Raw genomic sequence first — 17,703 nt, 5'->3', positions numbered from 1 at the left:
TCAATTCAGGAGGGGCTGGCTGGTATCCCGTACCAGCAGCTCCACCTGATAACCCTGCTGCTGCTGTTGCTCATAAAGGGAGAAGAGTGACCCGCTCAATTGGTTGAGGGAGATATCGGCAAAACCGGCCTTGAGATAGAAGGGTTTCTCGAAAGGCAGTACCTGACAGACTACCGGTTTGTCCTCCAGACCGTGACAGGCGTGCTGCAACAGCCGTGAACCCAATCCCAGCGACTGGTAGTGAGGCAACAGACGAAAGCCGCACAGATGATAAAACTCCTCCTCGTCCCGCAACCGAACCGCCCCCACCAGCCAGTGAGCATCACGTACGACAAAGACCCGCTCTGCCAGATCCGGCACATAGTGGGAAAAAGTCGTCTCGTAATAATCCTTGATGAGAGAGAGATCGGCGTCACAGTACTCCTCGAAGATGAGTTCCATCGCCAGCATTCCTGACACAAAAAATTCCTTTATAATCAGTAGATAAGATAGATTGAAACTAACTAGCCAGACCAGCTTACACCAGCAAGATAGCATGCCTTTTATTAACAAAAAAGCGAGCATGCTGGAGCACTTCCCTAAGACGCTTATGACCATTGGCTACCGGAAAATTCCACCTTTTGGCGCCTCTCCTGGCCATACTCTGGCATCCCCCCGTCCCTCGGTCAAATCCCCCCTCCACTTCACAACTCCCTGTTTGTACGCTTGTTCTGCACTCGCCATGGTGCTTTACTCAACATGATGATCCAGGGAAGGAGTGTGACGGTTGAAAGCATGGATGCTGGCAGGCCAGATGGTGTTGATCCCCTTGAGTGGATGGAGCCAGACGCCCCCTCCCGCGGAGGTGGTCTTCCTGACCGCAGCCCCCTCTCCCTTGCGCCCGGTCAATCATGCTGCGCCCGCCCCACAACCCGAAACCGCTCAAACGGCGGCAACCGCCGCTGGCGGCAAGAAGCAGATCCAGGTCTATAAATCGGTGCAGCAAAACGGGGTAGTACGTTACTCCGATATGGCGCCCGAACAGGGCCATTACGAACTGCTGCTATTCAACGACTGCTTCGCCTGCGACCCCAAATCCAGCGTCAACTGGCAGACCACAGGACTGTTTCTCTATGACTATGCCAGCACCATCAAGGCAGCAGCAAAGACCTATCAGGTTGAGCCTGCGCTGATCCGAGCGCTCATTCACGCCGAATCGGCTTTCAATCCACTGGCGGTCTCCCGCAAGGGGGCGATGGGGCTGACCCAGCTAATGCCTGCCACGGCGCGGGAGCTGGGGGTCGGCAATGCCCTGCTGGCGGAACAGAATATTTTCGGCGGGGTGAAATACCTAGCGGGACTGCTCAAGCAGTATGACGGCAACATTGCGCTGGCGACCGCGGCCTACAACGCCGGGGCGGGCGCCGTACAAAAACATGGCGGCATCCCACCCTATGCGGAAACGCGCGCTTATGTGGAGCGCGTCCAGTTGCTCCATCAGCGCTACAAAGAGATGCTGCAGGCCAAGGGACTCTGACGTTTGGCTTGGTGAGTTCTCTTATCTCACTCCTCCAGAAACAAAAAACACGCCCTCAGGCGTGTCGATACCACACTTTGTTTCGCAAATGATTACTTCTGCTCTGTCGCCACCAGGCGATAAGCCAGCGCACCCAGAATGGCACCGACAATCGGGGCAACCCAGAACAACCACAGCTGGCTGACCGCCCAGTCACCGACAAACAGCGCAACGCCGGTACTGCGGGCCGGGTTGACCGAGGTATTGGTCACCGGAATGCTCACCAGATGGATCAGGGTCAGGCACAGGCCGATGGCAACCGGAGCAAGCACAGCTGGCGCACGGCTGTCGGTAGCGCCCATGATGACGAACAGGAAGAAGCCGGTCATCACAGCTTCGCACACCAGTGCCGCCATCATGCTGTAGCCGCCCGGAGAGTGCTCACCGTAGCCGTTGGAGGCAAAGCCGGCGGAGAGATCAAAACCGGCCTGACCGCTGGCAATCACGTAAAGCACGGCAGCGGCGGCAATGCCACCCAGCACTTGCGCCACGATATAAGGCAGTACACCGGATGCCGGAAAACGACCACCCGCCCACAGACCGATGGTGACGGCCGGGTTGAGATGGCAACCGGAGATATGGCCGATGGCATAGGCCATGGTCAGCACGGTCAGGCCGAATGCCAGCGATACGCCCAAGAGGCCGATCCCCACATGGGGGAAGGCTGCAGCCAGCACGGCACTGCCACAACCTCCCAATACCAGCCAGAAGGTTCCCAAAAACTCTGCTGCAACAGGTTTCACTGTATGTCTCCCGATAAGATGAGATAAAAAGGCCCGCAAAGGGGCCATGCGTTAACACGCGCAGCATTATGGGAGCAGCAATAGCCGATGCGAACCCGGTTACCAGTCGCCAGAAAACGTGACTCAAGTCACAATTGGTTGATTAATAGAGATATTTATCAGTAGCAAGCCACACAGAGGCTGTTGCCAACAAGGAGCCTCATGCGACAACTTATGACTCCAAAGGCCTGTTCTGTCTATTTGTTGATCAACAATTCAGGGCCACACCAGCGGATCACTTGATCGGCGAAAAACGGCTGACCACCTGACCCTGATGCTCAATCCACTCCATGAACATGGCGACTGGACGGGCATAGACGGCGCCATCCTGTTCCGACTGATAGATCACCAGCTGCTCGCCTGTCTCGGTATGGCTGGCCAGGGTCAGCACCTGATAGTAGCCCCCCTTGAAGTGACGATAGCGACCGGGTGTGGGTGCATGCATGGGATACCTCTGCAGATAGAACAGGACGGGAAAGGGGAAATATGCGCTGGCCAGTGCCAGTTGTATCAGCTTTTTCTCGTCGGAAATGACGATGAAGAGGCTTTTTTACACAAGCCAATCGTGCCAGAGAGCGTGAAGATTTCAACACAGTAGAGTAGCTTTGTTAATCACTCCCCCATCTTTCACTGGTGAACCTTGCCAAGCACAAACGATCGTGCTGAATTTAACCTTTTAATAACTCTGTTTTGGGGCTAAAAATCAGGAATATCTACTAAAAAGAAGATTGTTCTAGCATTCAATTCTGTGAAGAATAGGGGAAAAGATATTTGATACTAAAAACCGCCTTTTTCGCCAACGCGTCCCTGTGGGGAAGGAATCACTGTCACCATGTTCACAATCGACAAGTCGCACAAGCTCGATGATGTCTGCTATGACATCCGCGGCCCGGTGCATAAAGAGGCTCGCCGTCTCGAAGACGAAGGCCACCGCATTCTCAAGCTCAACATCGGCAACCCGGCCCCGTTCGGCTTTGATGCGCCGGAAGAGATCATCAAGGATGTGATCCTCAACATGCCGCTGAGCCAGGGCTACTGCGACTCCAAGGGGCTCTTCTCTGCCCGCAAGGCGGTGATGCAGTACTACCAGCAAAAAGGGATGCGCAAGGTCGATATCGATGACATCTATATCGGCAACGGCGCCAGCGAGCTGATCGTGATGGCGATGCAGGCGCTGCTCAACAACGGCGACGAGATGCTGGTACCCTCCCCCGACTACCCGCTCTGGACTGCTGCCGTCACTCTCTCCGGTGGCCATGCGGTGCACTATCGCTGCGACGAAGGGGCTGACTGGTATCCGGACCTCGACGACATCCGCGCCCGCATCACCCCGCGCACCCGCGGCCTAGTGCTGATCAACCCCAACAACCCGACCGGTGCTGTCTACGGCAGCGAGTTCCTGCTGGAGGTGATCGAGATCGCCCGCCAGCACAACCTCATCATCTTCGCCGACGAGATCTACGACAAGATCCTCTACGACGATATCTCCCACACCAGCGTCTGCACCCTGTGCGACGATGTGATGGTGGTGACCTTCAACGGCCTCTCCAAGGCCTACCGTGCCTGCGGCTTCCGTCAGGGCTGGATGGTCATCACCGGTCCCAAGGGCCGTGCCCGCGGTTATATCGAAGGGCTGGAGATGCTGGCCTCCATGCGGCTGTGTGCCAACGTGCCGATGCAGCACGCCATCCAGACTGCACTCGGCGGCTATCAGAGCATCAACGAGCTGATCCTGCCGGGCGGCCGCCTGCGCAAGCAGCGGGACAAGGCGTGGGAGCTCTTGAACGAGATCCCCGGGGTCTCCTGCGTCAAACCCAAGGGGGCGCTCTACATGTTCCCGCGCCTTGATCCCAAGGTGTATGACATCCGCGACGATCAGAAGATGGTGTTCGACCTGCTGCAACAGGAGAAGCTGCTGCTGGTACAGGGCACCGGCTTCAACTGGCCCGCGCCGGATCACTTCCGGCTGGTGTTCCTGCCCCGCGAAGAGGAGCTGGAGGATGCCATCGGCCGCCTCGCCCGCTTCCTCAAGGGCTACAAGCAGTAAGCAAGGCTCATGAAAAAGGCTCCCGCGGGAGCCTTTTTGTTATCTGTGGTTTTATCCGTGCCATCAGCCGTGCAGCAGGGCACCGGCTACCAGCACCGCCATGGTGATGAGGGCTACGCCGATGATAAAGGGCAGCACCCAACGCACGAAGCGATCGTAGGGGATCTTGGCGAGCGCCAGACCGGCCACCAGATGAGCGGCGGTGGGGGCAAACAGGTTGATCCAGCCGGAGGCGGACTGATAGGCAGTGATCACCAGATCCCGGGAGATGCCGGAGAAGTCCGCCAGCGGCCCCATCAGCGGCATGGAGACGGTCGCCAGCCCCGAGGTGGAGGGGATGAAGAAGCTCAGGATGATGTGCACCAGATAGGCCATCAGGATGAAGACCGACGAGGAGAGTCCGCTCACCAGCCCTTCAGCCCAATGCAAAATAGTGTCGATGATGACGCCCTGCTCCATCACCACATAGATGCCGCGCGCCACCGCAACCACCAGTGCCACCCCGATGAGATCCCGAGCGCCGCTCAGGAAAGTCGCCACATAGTTGGACTCCGGCATCCGGTTGATCAGCGCAATCAGGATGGAGGCACTGAAGAACAGGGTCGAGAGCTCGTCAAACCACCAGCCAAAGGTGGGCAGCACGTCGATCCCCAAATCGGACCAGGGCACCACCGCATAGATCATCAGCAGGAAGGTGCCGAAGAAGACCAGCATGGTGAGCTTCTGCTTGCCGGTGAAGGCGAGGTTGCCGCTCTTCATCTGGGAGAACTCGTCGTCATAGGCGATGTCGGCCAGCACGGAGCGGGACTTGTCCTGCTGCACCTGCTTGGCATAACGCATCACGTACCAGGAGGCAAAGATCACCAGCAGCAGCCACTGGATGACCCGCAAACCGATCCCCTCGCCGATGGGGATACCGGCAAAACCGGAAGCAATGCCGGTGGCAAACGGGTTGACGGTGGAGGCGAGCACCCCGACCCCGGAGCCGAGCAGGATAATCCCCGCCGCCACCATGCGATCGAAGCCCGCCGCGATCATCACCGGCACGATCAGCGCCCAGAAGGCTACCGTCTCCTCCGCCATGCCGAAGGTGGAGCCGCCGAGGGCAAACAAGGCGATCAACACAGGAATTAGCAGCCGCTCACGCCCGGCAAAGCCGCGCACGATGGCTCCCACCCCGGCATCCAGTGCCCCGCTCTGCATGGTCACCGCGAGAAAACCACCGATGATGAGCACGAACAGCGCCACGTCAGCCGCCTTGTGAAAGCCCTGAATAGGGGCCTTGAGCACCTCGAATACCCCCTGCGGATGAGAGGGCAACTCGGTGTAGCTGCCGGGCACCGGCAACAGTCGCTCATCGCCGCTGTAGTCAGCCACGGCCGCGGCCGCCACCGGCTGCTGGGTCTTGGCAGTCACATAGTTGTATTTGCCCGCCGGCAGCACCCAGGTGAGGGCGGCCATCAGGGCGATGATGATAAAAAGCAGGGTATAGACAGTGGGGAGTTGGCGCTTTTTGGGCGCTTCATTTGGAGTGGTCATAGCTTCCGTACCTCGGCAATGCCGTCTGTGATCCGATCAGCGCAAGACTAGCGGGTTTGATATGGGAAAAGGTGATCGCTGATAATAAAATTCCGCAAATTAGCGGAATGTTTGCCAAAAAAACAGGGCCCCGCGGGGCCCTGTTTTCACTTGAGTCAGACTCAGAGTTCGACCACGTCGAATTTCACATCCGGATTCACATCCGCATCGTAATCGACCTCGTCCAGACCAAAACCGAACAGGCGCAGGAACTCCTGCTTGTAGCCGGTGTAATCAGTCAATTCGGAGAGGTTTTCGCTGGTGATGGATGGCCACAGGTCGCGGCAGGTCTGCTGCACATCTTCACGCAGTTCCCAGTCATCCATGCGGATGCGAGCCTTATCGTCCAGCGCCATGTCGGACGCGTAGAGACGGGTGCGCATCATGCGATCCACCTGCTCCATACAGCCCTCGTGAATGCCCTTCTCCTTCATGATCTTGAAAGCCATGGAGATATAGAGCGGCATCACCGGAATGGCGGAAGAAGCCTGGGTCACCACGGATTTGAGCACGGCCACGTGAGCAGTGCCGCCCTTGGCAGCCAGATCGCCACGGATGGAGGCAGCGGCGCGGTCCAGATCTTCCTTGGCGCGGCCCAGAGTACCGTGCCAGTAGATTGGCCAGGTCAGATCGGTGCCGATGTAGGAGTAGGCCACGGACTTGGCGCCGTCAGCCAGCACGCCGGCATCACGCAGGGCAGCCATCCACAGCTCCCAATCCTGACCGCCCATCACTGTGATGGTGTTCTGGATCTCTTCCTCGTTCGCCGGCTCGACGGTAGCGGTGATGATCTGATCCTTGTTGGTATCGATGGCGGTTGTGGTGTAGACCTCACCGATCGGTTTGAGGGCAGAGCGCACCACTTCGCCGGTTTCCGGCATCTTGCGCACCGGAGAGGCCAGGGAGTAGACCACCAGATCAATCTGACCCAGATCCTGCTTGATAAGCTCGATCACCTTGGCGCGGCACTCGTTGGAGAAGGCATCGCCGTTGACGCTCTTGGCGTAGAGGCCCGCCTCTTTGGCTGCCTTGTCGAAGGCGGCAGAGTTGTACCAGCCGGCGGTACCGGTCTTGGACTCGGTGCCCGCTTTTTCAAAGAAGACGCCGAGGGTGGCGGCGCCGCTACCGAAGGCAGCCGCAATCCGGGAGGCCAGGCCATAACCGGTGGAAGCGCCGATCACCAGCACCTTCTTGGGACCATTCTCGATGGTGCCCTTGGCCTTGGTATAAGCGATCTGGCGACGAACATTGGCTTCACAACCGACCGGATGAGTGGTGGTGCAGATAAAGCCGCGAACCTTGGGTTTGATGATCATATGGGGTCTCGGATCCGTTTAATGGATGAAATCGGGGCATAAGATACCTCATCTTGCCGCGATAAGGTGCTCTGATGTGTTGAACTGCGGCAAAAATGGGCATCCGAAGGTGGCAATCATGGTCCATGCCATGGTGCCACCTCACGGCAATTAGCAGGCAATGCGGGTGATATGACCATCCTGCAGCTTATAGAAGGCATCTTGTGGCAACTCCTGTGACCAGGTCGCCTCATAGTCGAGATCGGCATAGACACCACGCAGCATGGCACCAAGCAGGCCGTGGGAGATAACGATGGCCCGCTCGGCAATGGCAGGATCCTGCAACCACTGGTGTGCCCGGCGCTGAATGCTCTCGAAGCTCTCGGCCCCCGGAGCCTGCAGATACCAGTCCCCCTTGCCGGTATCGAGCTCGGGATGAGCGAGCCGCAACGCCGGGATCTGGCAGCTCTCCCACTCCCCCATCCCCAGCTCCATCAAGCGATCGTCCCAGACAATGCGATCCGCCGTCAGCCCCAACTGCTCGCACACCAGCAGTGCAGTCTGACGGGCGCGACCGAGCGGGCTGGCATAGACGGTCCAGCGGGCGGGATCCGCCAGTTCGGCGGCAAGGCGCCGCCCCATGGCGATGGCTTGCGCCTCGCCCTTGTCGGTCAGATCGGAGTTGCAGCGCCCCTGCAGACGCTGCTCGGCATTGAATCGGGTCTGGCCGTGGCGCAGCAGATAGATGAGTCGGGACATGGTTTCTCCAGCACGTTCAGATAGATAGAAAAATAAGGGGGACGATGATAGCAGATGAGCCCGAAGGATGGCCCAAACAGAGAGGCTAAAGCGGGCGTAAAAAACGGGTCAGTGCCGACCCGTTTGCTGTCAATTTGGCCAGAGTGAACCGGCTCAACCCTTCTTGATCTCCCGCAGATAGCGGTAGATGGAGTGGACCGAGATCCCGAGCTGGCGCGCGGCGATCTGGGCACTGTCTTTTAACTCGAAGATCCCCATGTCGTGCAGCTGGTTGACGATGACCCGTGTCTTCTGGGACGGGGGCACCGCCTCGTTGCCGCGCACCTCGGCACTGACGGTGTCAATGGTGCTGTTGAGCGCTTCGTCGATGTTGCGGGCGAACACCTCCGGGGTGGCATGGCTCTCGTGGGGATGCATGCACTCCGGCATCATGGTGCGCAGCACGGATTGCAACGGGGCATCCATGTCGCTGTTGATACAGAGCAACCCGATGGCCCTGTGCTCCCCGTTGCGGATCACGGTAGTAATGGAGCGCAGCGTCTTGCCGGTGGCGCACTTGGTCATGTAGGGACTGGAGATATCCTGCCCGCTCTTGAGCTTCATCATCGCCAGGTTGGTGATGGGGGCGCCGACACTGCGGCCGGTGATATGGCCGTTGGCAATCTTGACGATCGAGGGATTGCGCGCATCCAGACTGTGGAGCAGCACTTCGGTGTGCTGACCATACATGGCGGCGATGCCGTCCACAATGTTCTCCATCGACTTGAGGATCTCAAAATCGCTCGGACTCAACTCTTGCAGCTTCACAATGGGACCTTCTTGCAAGGGTTGCTGCCGGACAATGGACGCCGGGCAGCAACCAACAGGGACATCAGGCGGACATGATATCAATAATGGTGCTGTCTGTGGCAGACATGCCCTCCTTCACCATCTGGCCGACGTTGCGGATGGTCTGATCCACGTCACCGGCGACGATCCCCTGCCCCGACACCGAGTGGCTGTTGAGGGCCATCAGGAAGCCGCGCACCGCCGCACCGGAGGAGGTACTCACCTTCATGGCGCAGGAGGCTTTCGCCCCGTCACATACCATACCGGCACTGTCGCTCAGCACGTTCTGGATGGCGAAGCAGGATTGCTCGAAGCTGCCGCCTGCCAAATAAACCATGGCCATGGAGGCGGCCGCGCTGGTCACGGTATTGCCACAGAAGGCCGACAGCGGCGGATAGTGGGACTTGATATAGATGGCGCCCAGATGGCTCATGATGAGGGCGCGAGCCAGCTGCTCTTCGCTGGCCGCAAAGCGCTCGGCAATCACCATCACCGGAATGGTGGCGGCAATGCCCTGGTTGCCGCTGCCGAAGTTGCTCATGGCTGGCAGGGTCGCGCCCCCCATGCGAGCATCGGAGGCAGCCGCCGTCATCATCACGATGCGGTTCATCACATCCTCGCCGATGAGACCGGCATCGATGTTCTGCTGCATGGTGCGCCCGATCTCGAGACCATAGGGGTTGTTCATCCCCTCGGCGGAGAGCTTGCCGTTGAGTTCGGAGGCTTTGAGGATGAACCTGATCTGCTCGAACTCCACCTGGGTGGCGAACTCGTAGATGGCGGCGATGCTGATATCTACCCCATCGCAGATGGAACCGGTGGCACCGCCCTGGCTCTGATCAGCGGTGAAGGTCACCTCGCCATCGCGGCGCTGCTCGACGATGCGGGTATGACCGCCGCAGAGGGTCACTTCGGCGCTGTGTTCTTCACCCTTGTCATCAGTGCCATAAACTGTCACGCGGCAGAAGATAAACTCGGGGGCGGCGGTGCGGCTCACCTGCACCTTGCCGGCATCGATCAGCTGCTGGGCACGATCCACCTGTGCTGGCTGGATCGCGGCCAGCACCTCCAGCCCGGCATCGGCGTTGCCGCCGATGGCACCGGCCGCGGCCGCAATGGCCAGACCGATCTTGCCGGTGCCCGGCACATAGACACCCATCGAGTTTTTATAGAGATTGTCCGACACCGCAACCTCGAGGCGACCGGGCTCACAGCCCAGTTGCCGGACGGCGACAGCCGCGGCATAGGCGGCGGCGATTGGCTCGGTACAACCCAGCGCTGGTTTGACAACCTGTTGAATAATCTGCAGATACTGCTGCCACGCTTGTTTCATCACTTGAACCTTTTTATCAGCATTAACGAGCGATATGGGCGATCGCTTCCACTTCAACCTTGACGCCCATCGGCAGATCCTTCACTGCGAAGCAGCTGCGCGCCGGACAATCTTTCTGGAAATAGGCTTTATAGACCTCGTTGAACGCGGCAAAATCGCTGATCTCGGCGAGGTAGCAGGTGGTTTTGAGCACGGTATCCAGCGAGCCGCCAGCGGCTTCCAGCACGGATTTCAGGTTTTCCAGTGACTGGCGGGTCTGGGCGGCAATGCCCCCTTCCACCACACCACCCTGCAGCTTGCAGACCGGCAACTGACCGGAGGTAAAGATAAGGTCGCCATAGGCAGTGCCGTGGCTGTAGGGACCGATAGCGTCAGGTGCCGCTGCTGCTGTGATGATGCGTTTCATATAGCCACTCCTGTTTGTGCAATTTTTTTTGCAATCATGAATCTCATTCCGCTCAACATTATTTGCTTTTTATTTTATCCATTCAACAAAAAGATACAAAAATGGCGTTTAAAGGCACCTTTCGGCCTCAATATAAACCGTGATCACCATCCTGATTTGAACAAAAGTACTCTTATGGGCATTGTTTATGACAGTTTCATTCAACTATATTTGCGCCGCTTTCCCACATCCCTACAAAAAAGAAGGTTTTAATGGACGCGCATAGCACTACACTCGCCAGCCCCGTGATGGGCACGCTGGAATGGAAAGAAGCGGTTCGCTTCGACAGCACCGACTGGGGCTGGATCATCATGAGCATCGGCATGGCCATCGGCGCAGGGATCGTCTTCCTGCCGGTACAGGTGGGTCTGATGGGCTTGTGGGTCTTTCTGCTTTCGGCGGTGATCGGCTACCCCGCCATGTATATGTTCCAGCGCCTCTTTATCAACACCCTGGCCACCTCGCCGGAGTGCAAGGATTACCCCAGCGTCATCACCGGCTACCTTGGCAAGAACTGGGGTGTGCTGCTCGGCGCGCTCTACTTCGTGATGCTGGTGATCTGGGTCTTCGTCTACTCCACCGCCATCACCAATGACAGCGCCTCCTTCCTGCAGAGCTTCGGCGTCACCGACGGCCTGCTCTCCGAAAACCCGCTCTACGGTCTGGTGCTGATCTGCGGTCTGGTGGCACTGGCGTCGCGCGGCGAAAACCTGCTGTTCAAGATCTCCACCTTTATGGTGCTGACCAAGATCAGCGTGGTGGCCGTGCTCGGCCTGATGATGGTGGACAAGTGGGATGCGGCCAACATCACCGCCATGCCCGCCGCCGGTGACTGGATGAAGGATGCCATCATCATGCTGCCCTTTACCCTCACCTCCATCCTCTTTATCCAGAGCCTGAGCCCCATGGTGATCTCCTACCGCTCGCGGGAAAAGTCGCTGGAAGTGGCCCGCTTCAAGGCGATGCGCGCCATGAATATCGCCTTCGGCATCCTGTTCGTGGTGGTGTTCTTCTACGCGGTCTCCTTCACTCTGGCCATGGGCCACGATCAGGCGGTTAAAGCCTCCGAGGAGAACATCTCCGCGCTGGCGATGGTAGCCCAGGGGATGCCCGGCCAGACCCTCAAGCTCCTGAGCCTCACCCTCAACATCTTTGCGGTAATGACCGCCTACTTCGGCGTTTACCTCGGTTTCCGTGAAGCCTGTCAGGGTCTGGCGATGAACCTGCTGCGCCGCGTCATGCCAGAAAACCGCATCAACAAAGGATTGGTGGGTAAGGGCATCATGGTGTTTACCGTCATGCTCTCCTGGGGGGCCATCGTGCTCAACGCACCGGTACTGAGTTTCACCTCCATCTGCAGCCCCATCTTCGGCATGGTGGGTTGCCTCATCCCGGCCTATCTGGTCTATCAGGTACCGGCGCTGCACAAGTACAAGGGCACCTCCCTCTACATCATCATCGTCACCGGCCTGCTGCTCTGCGTCTCGCCCTTCCTGGCGTTCAACTGAAGGTTGCAGGCGGATATCCCCTTATCGACCACGGGTCACCTTCGGGTGGCCCGTTTTCTATTGGCTCGGCTGACGGCGCCCCCGCCCGGAAGTAAAAAGCCAAGGGGATCACAACTTGCAACCGGCCATCACCCAAGAGAGGCCGCTCGGAGTACTATTCAGGCAACACGACTCACGCCCGCACTCAGGTATCGAGGCTTAACATGAAATGGATTTTCAACCCCGCCATCCGGCTGGGCAATCAGCTCTCTTTCAAATACAAATTTCTGCTCTGGTCCTGCCTGATGCTGCTGCCACTGGCGTACAGCATGACCAATCTGCTGGGGCGGCTGCAGGATGACAACGTCCAGGCCAACCGCGAGCTGGCGGGAGTGGTCAATCTCGCCCCCGTGCCCGCTATCGAGCAAGCCCTGCTCACCCATCGCAATCTGGTGACCCGTCACGCCCATGAGGTGGATCCGGTCGGTGATGATCAGGTCAAGGCAGCCGCACAAGCCGTTGATCAGAGCCTGCAAGCCTTTGCCGACACCCGCCAGAACAACCCCTCCTTTGAGGTGATCCAGCAGGGCTGGGCCGCCCTGCAGAGTGAAGCGGGCAAGCTGGAAGTGGAGCAGAGCAACCTGCGCCACGACAAGCTGCTGACCGAGGTGCGCCACCTCTACAAGCACATTACCGCCAGTAGCAGCCTGATCCAGGATCCGGCGCTCGGTACCTACTACATGGTGATCCTCGCCAGCGAGCGGTTGCCGCAGCTGCGCGACCTGCTGGCTCAGGTGCGGGATCGCGCCGCCACCATCGCCGATTTCGGCCTGTTTCAGGCAGAGGGCTACAGCGGCCTGCGTTTTCGTCTCGACCTGATCAGCGCCACTCTGCAGGAACTGGAGGCCGATCTGACTCTGCTCTACCAGATTGAACCGGCCTACCGCGCCGAGCTGGGTCAGCAGACCGATGCTCTGATACAGCTGGTGCGTCAGGGGGTCGAGACCATGGAAAACAAGATGATGAAGGATCAGCTGGTGCAGCTCTCCACCAAGGAGGTGCAGGCACTGGGGGATAAGATGGACGAGGCTATCACCGCGCTGGCAGGCCAGGTACGCCAGCGGCTGGAGGCCGACCTGCATCAGCGGCTGACCGCCAACCAACGCCACTTCTGGTGGGTCACAGCGCCGCTGACCGCCAGCTTGCTGCTCTACCTCTACCTGATGATCGGCGCCTATCTCTCCCTGCGCGACACCGTAGGGCGGGTGCGTGATATTGCCGCCCGGGTCAACGCCCAGGATCTCAGCCAGCATATCGAAATCGTCGGTCAGGACGAGCTGGCCGCCATCAGCCGGGATTACAACGTGACCCTGGAGACCCTGCGCACCCTGATGTTGCGAGTGCGGGAAAATGGCGTCACAGTAGTGGAGAGCGCTACCGAGATCGAAGCACGCACCTGCCGCTCGCAGGAGGTCATTGCCGATCAGCAAGGGGAGACCCATCAGGTCGCTACCGCCATCAAGGAGCTGGCCGCCACCTCACAAGACATGGCGGGCAACGCCCTGCAAGCCGCCCGCATGACCCAGGAGGCGCAGAACGTGGTCGGTCAGGGCGAGGATGTGGTGGAACGCACCATCAAGGCAATCGACCATATCAACCGCGAGGTGCTGCGTACCGCCGACACCATAGGCCAGCTGGAACAGCAGTGCAGCCAGATTGGCGGCGTCATCAGCGTGATCCGCAGCATCGCCGAGCAGACCAACCTGCTGGCCCTCAACGCTGCCATCGAAGCGGCCCGGGCCGGTGAGCAGGGTCGCGGCTTTGCGGTGGTGGCCGACGAGGTGCGGTCTCTTGCCAACCGCACCCAGGGGGCTACCGTCGAGATCCAGCAGATGATTGAACAGCTGCAATCCGGTGCCCGCGCCTCGGTCACCGCCATGTCAGCGGCCAGCCATGAAGCACAGGAGGGGGTCGGGCTGGCGCAGGAGGCAAAACAGGCCTTCGGCGCCATCACCGAGAAGGTGGATCGGATGGTCGATACCAACGCCATCATCGCCAGCGCCATCGAGCAGCAGGGCGCCGTGGTCAACGAGATCGAACGCAACGTGGTGCGCATCTCCGATGGCAGTGACGAGGCGCTGCAAGTGGCCAACGCCGCCCGCGATGCCGCCCGCCAGATCCACCAGCTCACCGAACAGCTGCGCGCCATGGTACAGAGCTTCGTGCTGTAACAGAGCGCTGACAAGCCGGGCTCAACGTGAGCCCGGCATTATCCCGGTCTCGCCCCTGCCCACAATATCTCGGTTGTTCGGATCATCCAGAAAATCTCTGCGACCCACTTGCCGGGCAAACGCCAACAAAGTAGTCTCGAACGAAAACAAAATGCGGCATTCCCGACACGCACTGTCTGCGACGTCGAGGGAAACGAAGCCGCCTGCGAGCCACAGATTAAAACCAGCGTCACGTCATCTATCACCCGCTTCAAGCGAGGATTTACCCATGGCCAGATACCAGTTTTTTACCATTCCGGCGTCCAATCGGCAGCAATACACCTTTATCGACATGGCATCTCCGACTTTTCTGAGTGAAAAGGCGGCACTGCTGACCCAAGGATTCGAGGTGGAGGAGGACTTTATTGACGCGACCAGTCCACGGGAGGCCGTCGAGAAGTACAAATCCAACTTTCTCTATGTAGCGGACGAGATAGGCAAGTCTGATAGCAGCTATGCCGCGGCCATCGCCATGCTGGAGATTGGCAAGGGGTTATTGGGCAATAAAAACCGCCGAGATAAGGTACAGCGGTGAAGAATGGTGGCCATCGTGGCAACGCGCCCGATGGCCATATGGCAAGACATCAATTCGGTAAGTCAGAAGCACCCCAGCTGCTGGAGCATCTCGATCAGCTCCTCTTCGCTGCTCGGCTCATAGGCCAGCTGAAGGCTCGGGGCAGCGCCCCCCATCAGCATGTAGACGTTGGTGCTGCAGTGGTCGTAGTGATACCACTTACCATTGATGCAGACGTCGGTATAGCATCTCGGGTCCCTTTTCAGTTCCATATGCACATCCTTTTGTTACATTCCATCAACATCACTCCTGACCGTAAAATAACCACCGAGGTTCACGCTTGATGCAGATCAATGGAAGCGGCTGAAAGGGATAGATATCTGCCAGATCTGTGGCTTGCGGATGCCCCGAGCCATCATAGGTTATCCAAATGAAGATGGACCGAGCGCACCGTCATATCGCCGGATGGCCCCCGGTAACAAAAACGGCGCCCGCAGGCGCCGTTTTTGATTTTCCCTCAAAAGCGAGGGGCAAACAGAAGGCTTATTCGTCTTCCAGATAGGCGTAGCCTTGCAGGCCCAGCTCCAGCTCGTCGAGCAGGGCTTTGCGAGTGGCATCGTCCAGCGCCGGGTGAGCGGCGATCCGCTGGTAGTTTTCGCGGATCACGGACGGGTCGATGTTGACGTAACGCAGCAGCTGGTCGACGGTGTCGCCACGCACCACGTTGCGAATGTCCATCTTGCCCTCTTCGTCCAGCCACACTTCCGCGCAGTGGGTGTCACCGAACAGGTTGTGCAGATCGCCGAGGATCTCCTGATAGGCACCGACCAGGAAGAAGCCGACGTGGCACTCTTCGTTCTCGCCGTAGACCGGCATTGGCAGGGTGCTCTCGACCCCCAGACCGTCGACATAGTGCTCGACCTGACCGTCGGAGTCACAGGTGATATCCATCAGGATACCGCGACGGCTAAGCGGACGATCGAGACCAGCCAGCGGCATCACCGGGAATACCTGACCGATACCCCAGGCATCCGGCAGGGACTGGAACAGGGAGAAGTTGGCAAAGCACTTGTCCGCCAGCTTTTCACTCAGCTCGTCAGCCAGCGCACGGTGGTTGCGGTTGACCGGGTTGAGCATCTCTTTGAGTGCCAGACAGGTGTTCTGGTGCAGCATCTCGGCCCAGGCACGCTGTTCAAGGTTCAAGAGGCCCATGGTGTACTGGGTATTCACGTCACCCAGATCGGCTACCGAGTCATGGAAGATCTCCAGCAGGGAGGGATCTTCGCTGCGCAGATCCAGCCAGCCTTTCCACATGTTCTGCAGAATGGTCGGCGCATCTTCGTCCGGCGCGCTGATGTCGTTCATCTCCACACCTTCGGCACCAATGATATTGGTGACCAGCACGGCGTGGTGGGCAGTCAGGGCACGGCCGGACTCGCTGATGATGGTCGGGTGCGGCAGATCGAACTCGCGGCAGACATCGCCGATGCCCCATACCACGTTATTGGCGTACTCGGAGAGGCTGTAGTTGGCGGAGCAGTGGCTCTGGGAACGGGTTCCCTCGTAGTCCACCCCCAGGCCACCACCGACGTCCACGACTTCGATGTTGGCACCGAGGCGACGCAGTTCAGCGTAGAAACGGCCGCACTCGCGGATGCCGCCCTGAATGTCGCGGATATTGGCGATCTGGGAGCCCAGATGGAAGTGCAGCAGTTGCAGGCAATCCAGCTTGCCCAACCCGCGCAGACGCTCGATCAGCGCCAGGATCTGGGAGGCGGAGAGACCAAATTTGGACATGGAGCCGCCACTCGATTCCCACATGCCGGAGCCGGTGGAAGCGAGCTTGGCACGCACCCCGATGTTGGGCTTGATGTTGAGACGAGCTGACTCGTCCAGCACCATTTCCAGTTCGGAGGGCTTCTCCACCACGATGTAGACCTTGTGGCCCATCAGGTTGCCCAAGAGGGCGTGGCGGATATATTCGCGGTCTTTGTAACCGTTGCAGACGATCACCGAGCCTTGCTCATGGTGATGGGACAGCACGGCCAGCAGTTCCGGTTTGGAACCAGCTTCCAGGCCAAGCCGGGGCTTGTCGCTGTAGGACTGGCTGATGGTCTCGATGACACGACGCTGCTGGTTTACCTTGATCGGGTAAACGCAGAGGTAGTCCCCTTCATAGCCAGACTTCTCGATGGCCTGACCAAAGGCGTTGAACAGCGCATCGACCCGACTCTTGAGAATGTCGGGGAAGCGCAGCAACACGGGGGTGGTCAGCCCGGACTGACGCAACTGTTCGATGGCGTCAGAGAGCACGATATGCGCGTCAGGGCGTGATTTGTCGGGGGCGACGGTCACATGACCGGCGTCATTGATATTGAAAAAACCCGCACCCCAGTAGGGAACGTTGTAGACCTTCAAGGAGTCCTTGCTGGACCAGTTAGTCATGGGCTATGCCTCGCAAATGAGCGACCCAAAGTCGCCTTCGTTACCCTCAATCACATCCAGACCATCTAGTGCAGAGTACGGCGAGCGCTGCCATCACGAGACGCAGCCACCCAACCCAACCCTTTGCACATCGCGGCAAGCCAGAGGCTGCCTGGTGGATCTTGGGGAAGTAACGAGTCTTGATGTGGGGCTGGTGGCTTTACATCAAGCTCAACGGTATGCGGTGCCACTATGCCGTAGCGCCGCGGTACTTTGATGACAGACGACATCAGCCACGCCGTCAGTTCATCATTCGGCAGCGATCCCGACAGAAGGAGAGGATTCCAAGGAAGAGAAGCGAAGGCGCCAGCACGCATGCGTGTTGA

At 58.9% G+C, this 17,703-nt stretch carries 16 protein-coding genes; 5 read left to right on the top strand and 11 right to left on the bottom strand.

All coding sequences use genetic code 11. The features are described from left to right. On the bottom strand, window positions 1–441 hold the full coding sequence (locus tag G5380_RS04795) for a GNAT family N-acetyltransferase (protein WP_266134531.1): 441 nt from the start codon (window positions 439–441) through the stop codon (window positions 1–3). A gap of 325 nt (window positions 442–766) precedes the next feature. Between G5380_RS04795 and G5380_RS04790 the strand changes: the two genes are divergently transcribed. After that, a complete protein-coding gene (locus G5380_RS04790) occupies window positions 767–1,516 on the top strand; it encodes a lytic transglycosylase domain-containing protein (protein WP_410170577.1) in 750 nt (249 codons plus the stop codon). 92 nt (window positions 1,517–1,608) lie between these two features. Here the strand turns inward: G5380_RS04790 and aqpZ are convergent, their stop codons facing one another. After that, a complete protein-coding gene (aqpZ, locus tag G5380_RS04785) occupies window positions 1,609–2,298 on the bottom strand; it encodes an aquaporin Z (RefSeq protein WP_421205840.1) in 690 nt (229 codons plus the stop codon). 274 nt (window positions 2,299–2,572) lie between these two features. After that, window positions 2,573–2,782 (bottom strand): DUF1653 domain-containing protein, encoded by a 210-nt coding sequence (locus G5380_RS04780; RefSeq protein ID WP_043851261.1) that lies wholly within the window; start codon window positions 2,780–2,782, stop codon window positions 2,573–2,575. 387 nt (window positions 2,783–3,169) lie between these two features. On the opposite strand from G5380_RS04780, the gene G5380_RS04775 reads away from it, so the two are divergent. Next, window positions 3,170–4,384, top strand: coding sequence for a pyridoxal phosphate-dependent aminotransferase (locus G5380_RS04775; RefSeq protein WP_005334367.1), 1,215 nt, complete (start codon window positions 3,170–3,172; stop codon window positions 4,382–4,384). Window positions 4,385–4,447: 63 nt separating this feature from the next. On the opposite strand, the gene G5380_RS04770 is transcribed toward G5380_RS04775, so the two are convergent. The 6 genes from G5380_RS04770 to G5380_RS04745 form a co-directional block, all read right to left on the bottom strand. Beyond that, window positions 4,448–5,923, bottom strand: coding sequence for a YfcC family protein (locus G5380_RS04770; protein WP_421249136.1), 1,476 nt, complete (start codon window positions 5,921–5,923; stop codon window positions 4,448–4,450). 161 nt (window positions 5,924–6,084) lie between these two features. After that, window positions 6,085–7,278: an enoyl-ACP reductase FabV gene (gene fabV, locus G5380_RS04765; RefSeq protein ID WP_421352440.1), complete on the bottom strand. Its 1,194-nt coding sequence runs from the start codon at window positions 7,276–7,278 to the stop codon at window positions 6,085–6,087. 150 nt (window positions 7,279–7,428) lie between these two features. Then, window positions 7,429–8,016 (bottom strand): histidine phosphatase family protein, encoded by a 588-nt coding sequence (locus G5380_RS04760; protein ID WP_127005742.1) that lies wholly within the window; start codon window positions 8,014–8,016, stop codon window positions 7,429–7,431. Window positions 8,017–8,169: 153 nt separating this feature from the next. Then, a complete protein-coding gene (locus tag G5380_RS04755) occupies window positions 8,170–8,823 on the bottom strand; it encodes a helix-turn-helix transcriptional regulator (RefSeq protein ID WP_005334376.1) in 654 nt (217 codons plus the stop codon). Between the two features lie 64 nt (window positions 8,824–8,887). Next, a complete protein-coding gene (locus tag G5380_RS04750; protein ID WP_421235758.1) occupies window positions 8,888–10,177 on the bottom strand; it encodes a serine dehydratase subunit alpha family protein in 1,290 nt (429 codons plus the stop codon). A 22-nt stretch (window positions 10,178–10,199) separates the two neighbouring features. After that, window positions 10,200–10,583 (bottom strand): Rid family detoxifying hydrolase, encoded by a 384-nt coding sequence (locus G5380_RS04745; RefSeq protein ID WP_040095234.1) that lies wholly within the window; start codon window positions 10,581–10,583, stop codon window positions 10,200–10,202. A 251-nt stretch (window positions 10,584–10,834) separates the two neighbouring features. Here G5380_RS04745 and G5380_RS04740 point away from each other — a divergent pair, with 251 nt between their 5' ends. From G5380_RS04740 to G5380_RS04730, 3 genes are all read left to right on the top strand, one after another. Continuing rightward, entirely contained in the window at window positions 10,835–12,130 is a 1,296-nt protein-coding gene (locus G5380_RS04740) for an amino acid permease (protein ID WP_005334398.1), read from the top strand. Between the two features lie 203 nt (window positions 12,131–12,333). Further along, window positions 12,334–14,340 carry a methyl-accepting chemotaxis protein gene (locus tag G5380_RS04735; protein WP_362786913.1) on the top strand — a complete coding sequence of 669 codons (2,007 nt, stop codon included), beginning with the start codon at window positions 12,334–12,336 and terminating at the stop codon, window positions 14,338–14,340. A gap of 268 nt (window positions 14,341–14,608) precedes the next feature. Next, window positions 14,609–14,914, top strand: coding sequence for a hypothetical protein (locus G5380_RS04730; RefSeq protein WP_279486815.1), 306 nt, complete (start codon window positions 14,609–14,611; stop codon window positions 14,912–14,914). A gap of 62 nt (window positions 14,915–14,976) precedes the next feature. Here the strand turns inward: G5380_RS04730 and G5380_RS04725 are convergent, their stop codons facing one another. Then, window positions 14,977–15,165, bottom strand: coding sequence for a hypothetical protein (locus tag G5380_RS04725; RefSeq protein ID WP_279486814.1), 189 nt, complete (start codon window positions 15,163–15,165; stop codon window positions 14,977–14,979). A 271-nt stretch (window positions 15,166–15,436) separates the two neighbouring features. After that, entirely contained in the window at window positions 15,437–17,338 is a 1,902-nt protein-coding gene (speA, locus tag G5380_RS04720) for a biosynthetic arginine decarboxylase (protein ID WP_005344160.1), read from the bottom strand. Between the last annotated feature and the right edge of the window lie 365 nt (window positions 17,339–17,703).

The organism is Aeromonas sp. 604443, assembly GCF_049170315.1.
Lineage (GTDB): Bacteria > Pseudomonadota > Gammaproteobacteria > Enterobacterales > Aeromonadaceae > Aeromonas > Aeromonas veronii_A.
This window is presented reverse-complemented; position numbering and strand designations above follow the sequence as displayed.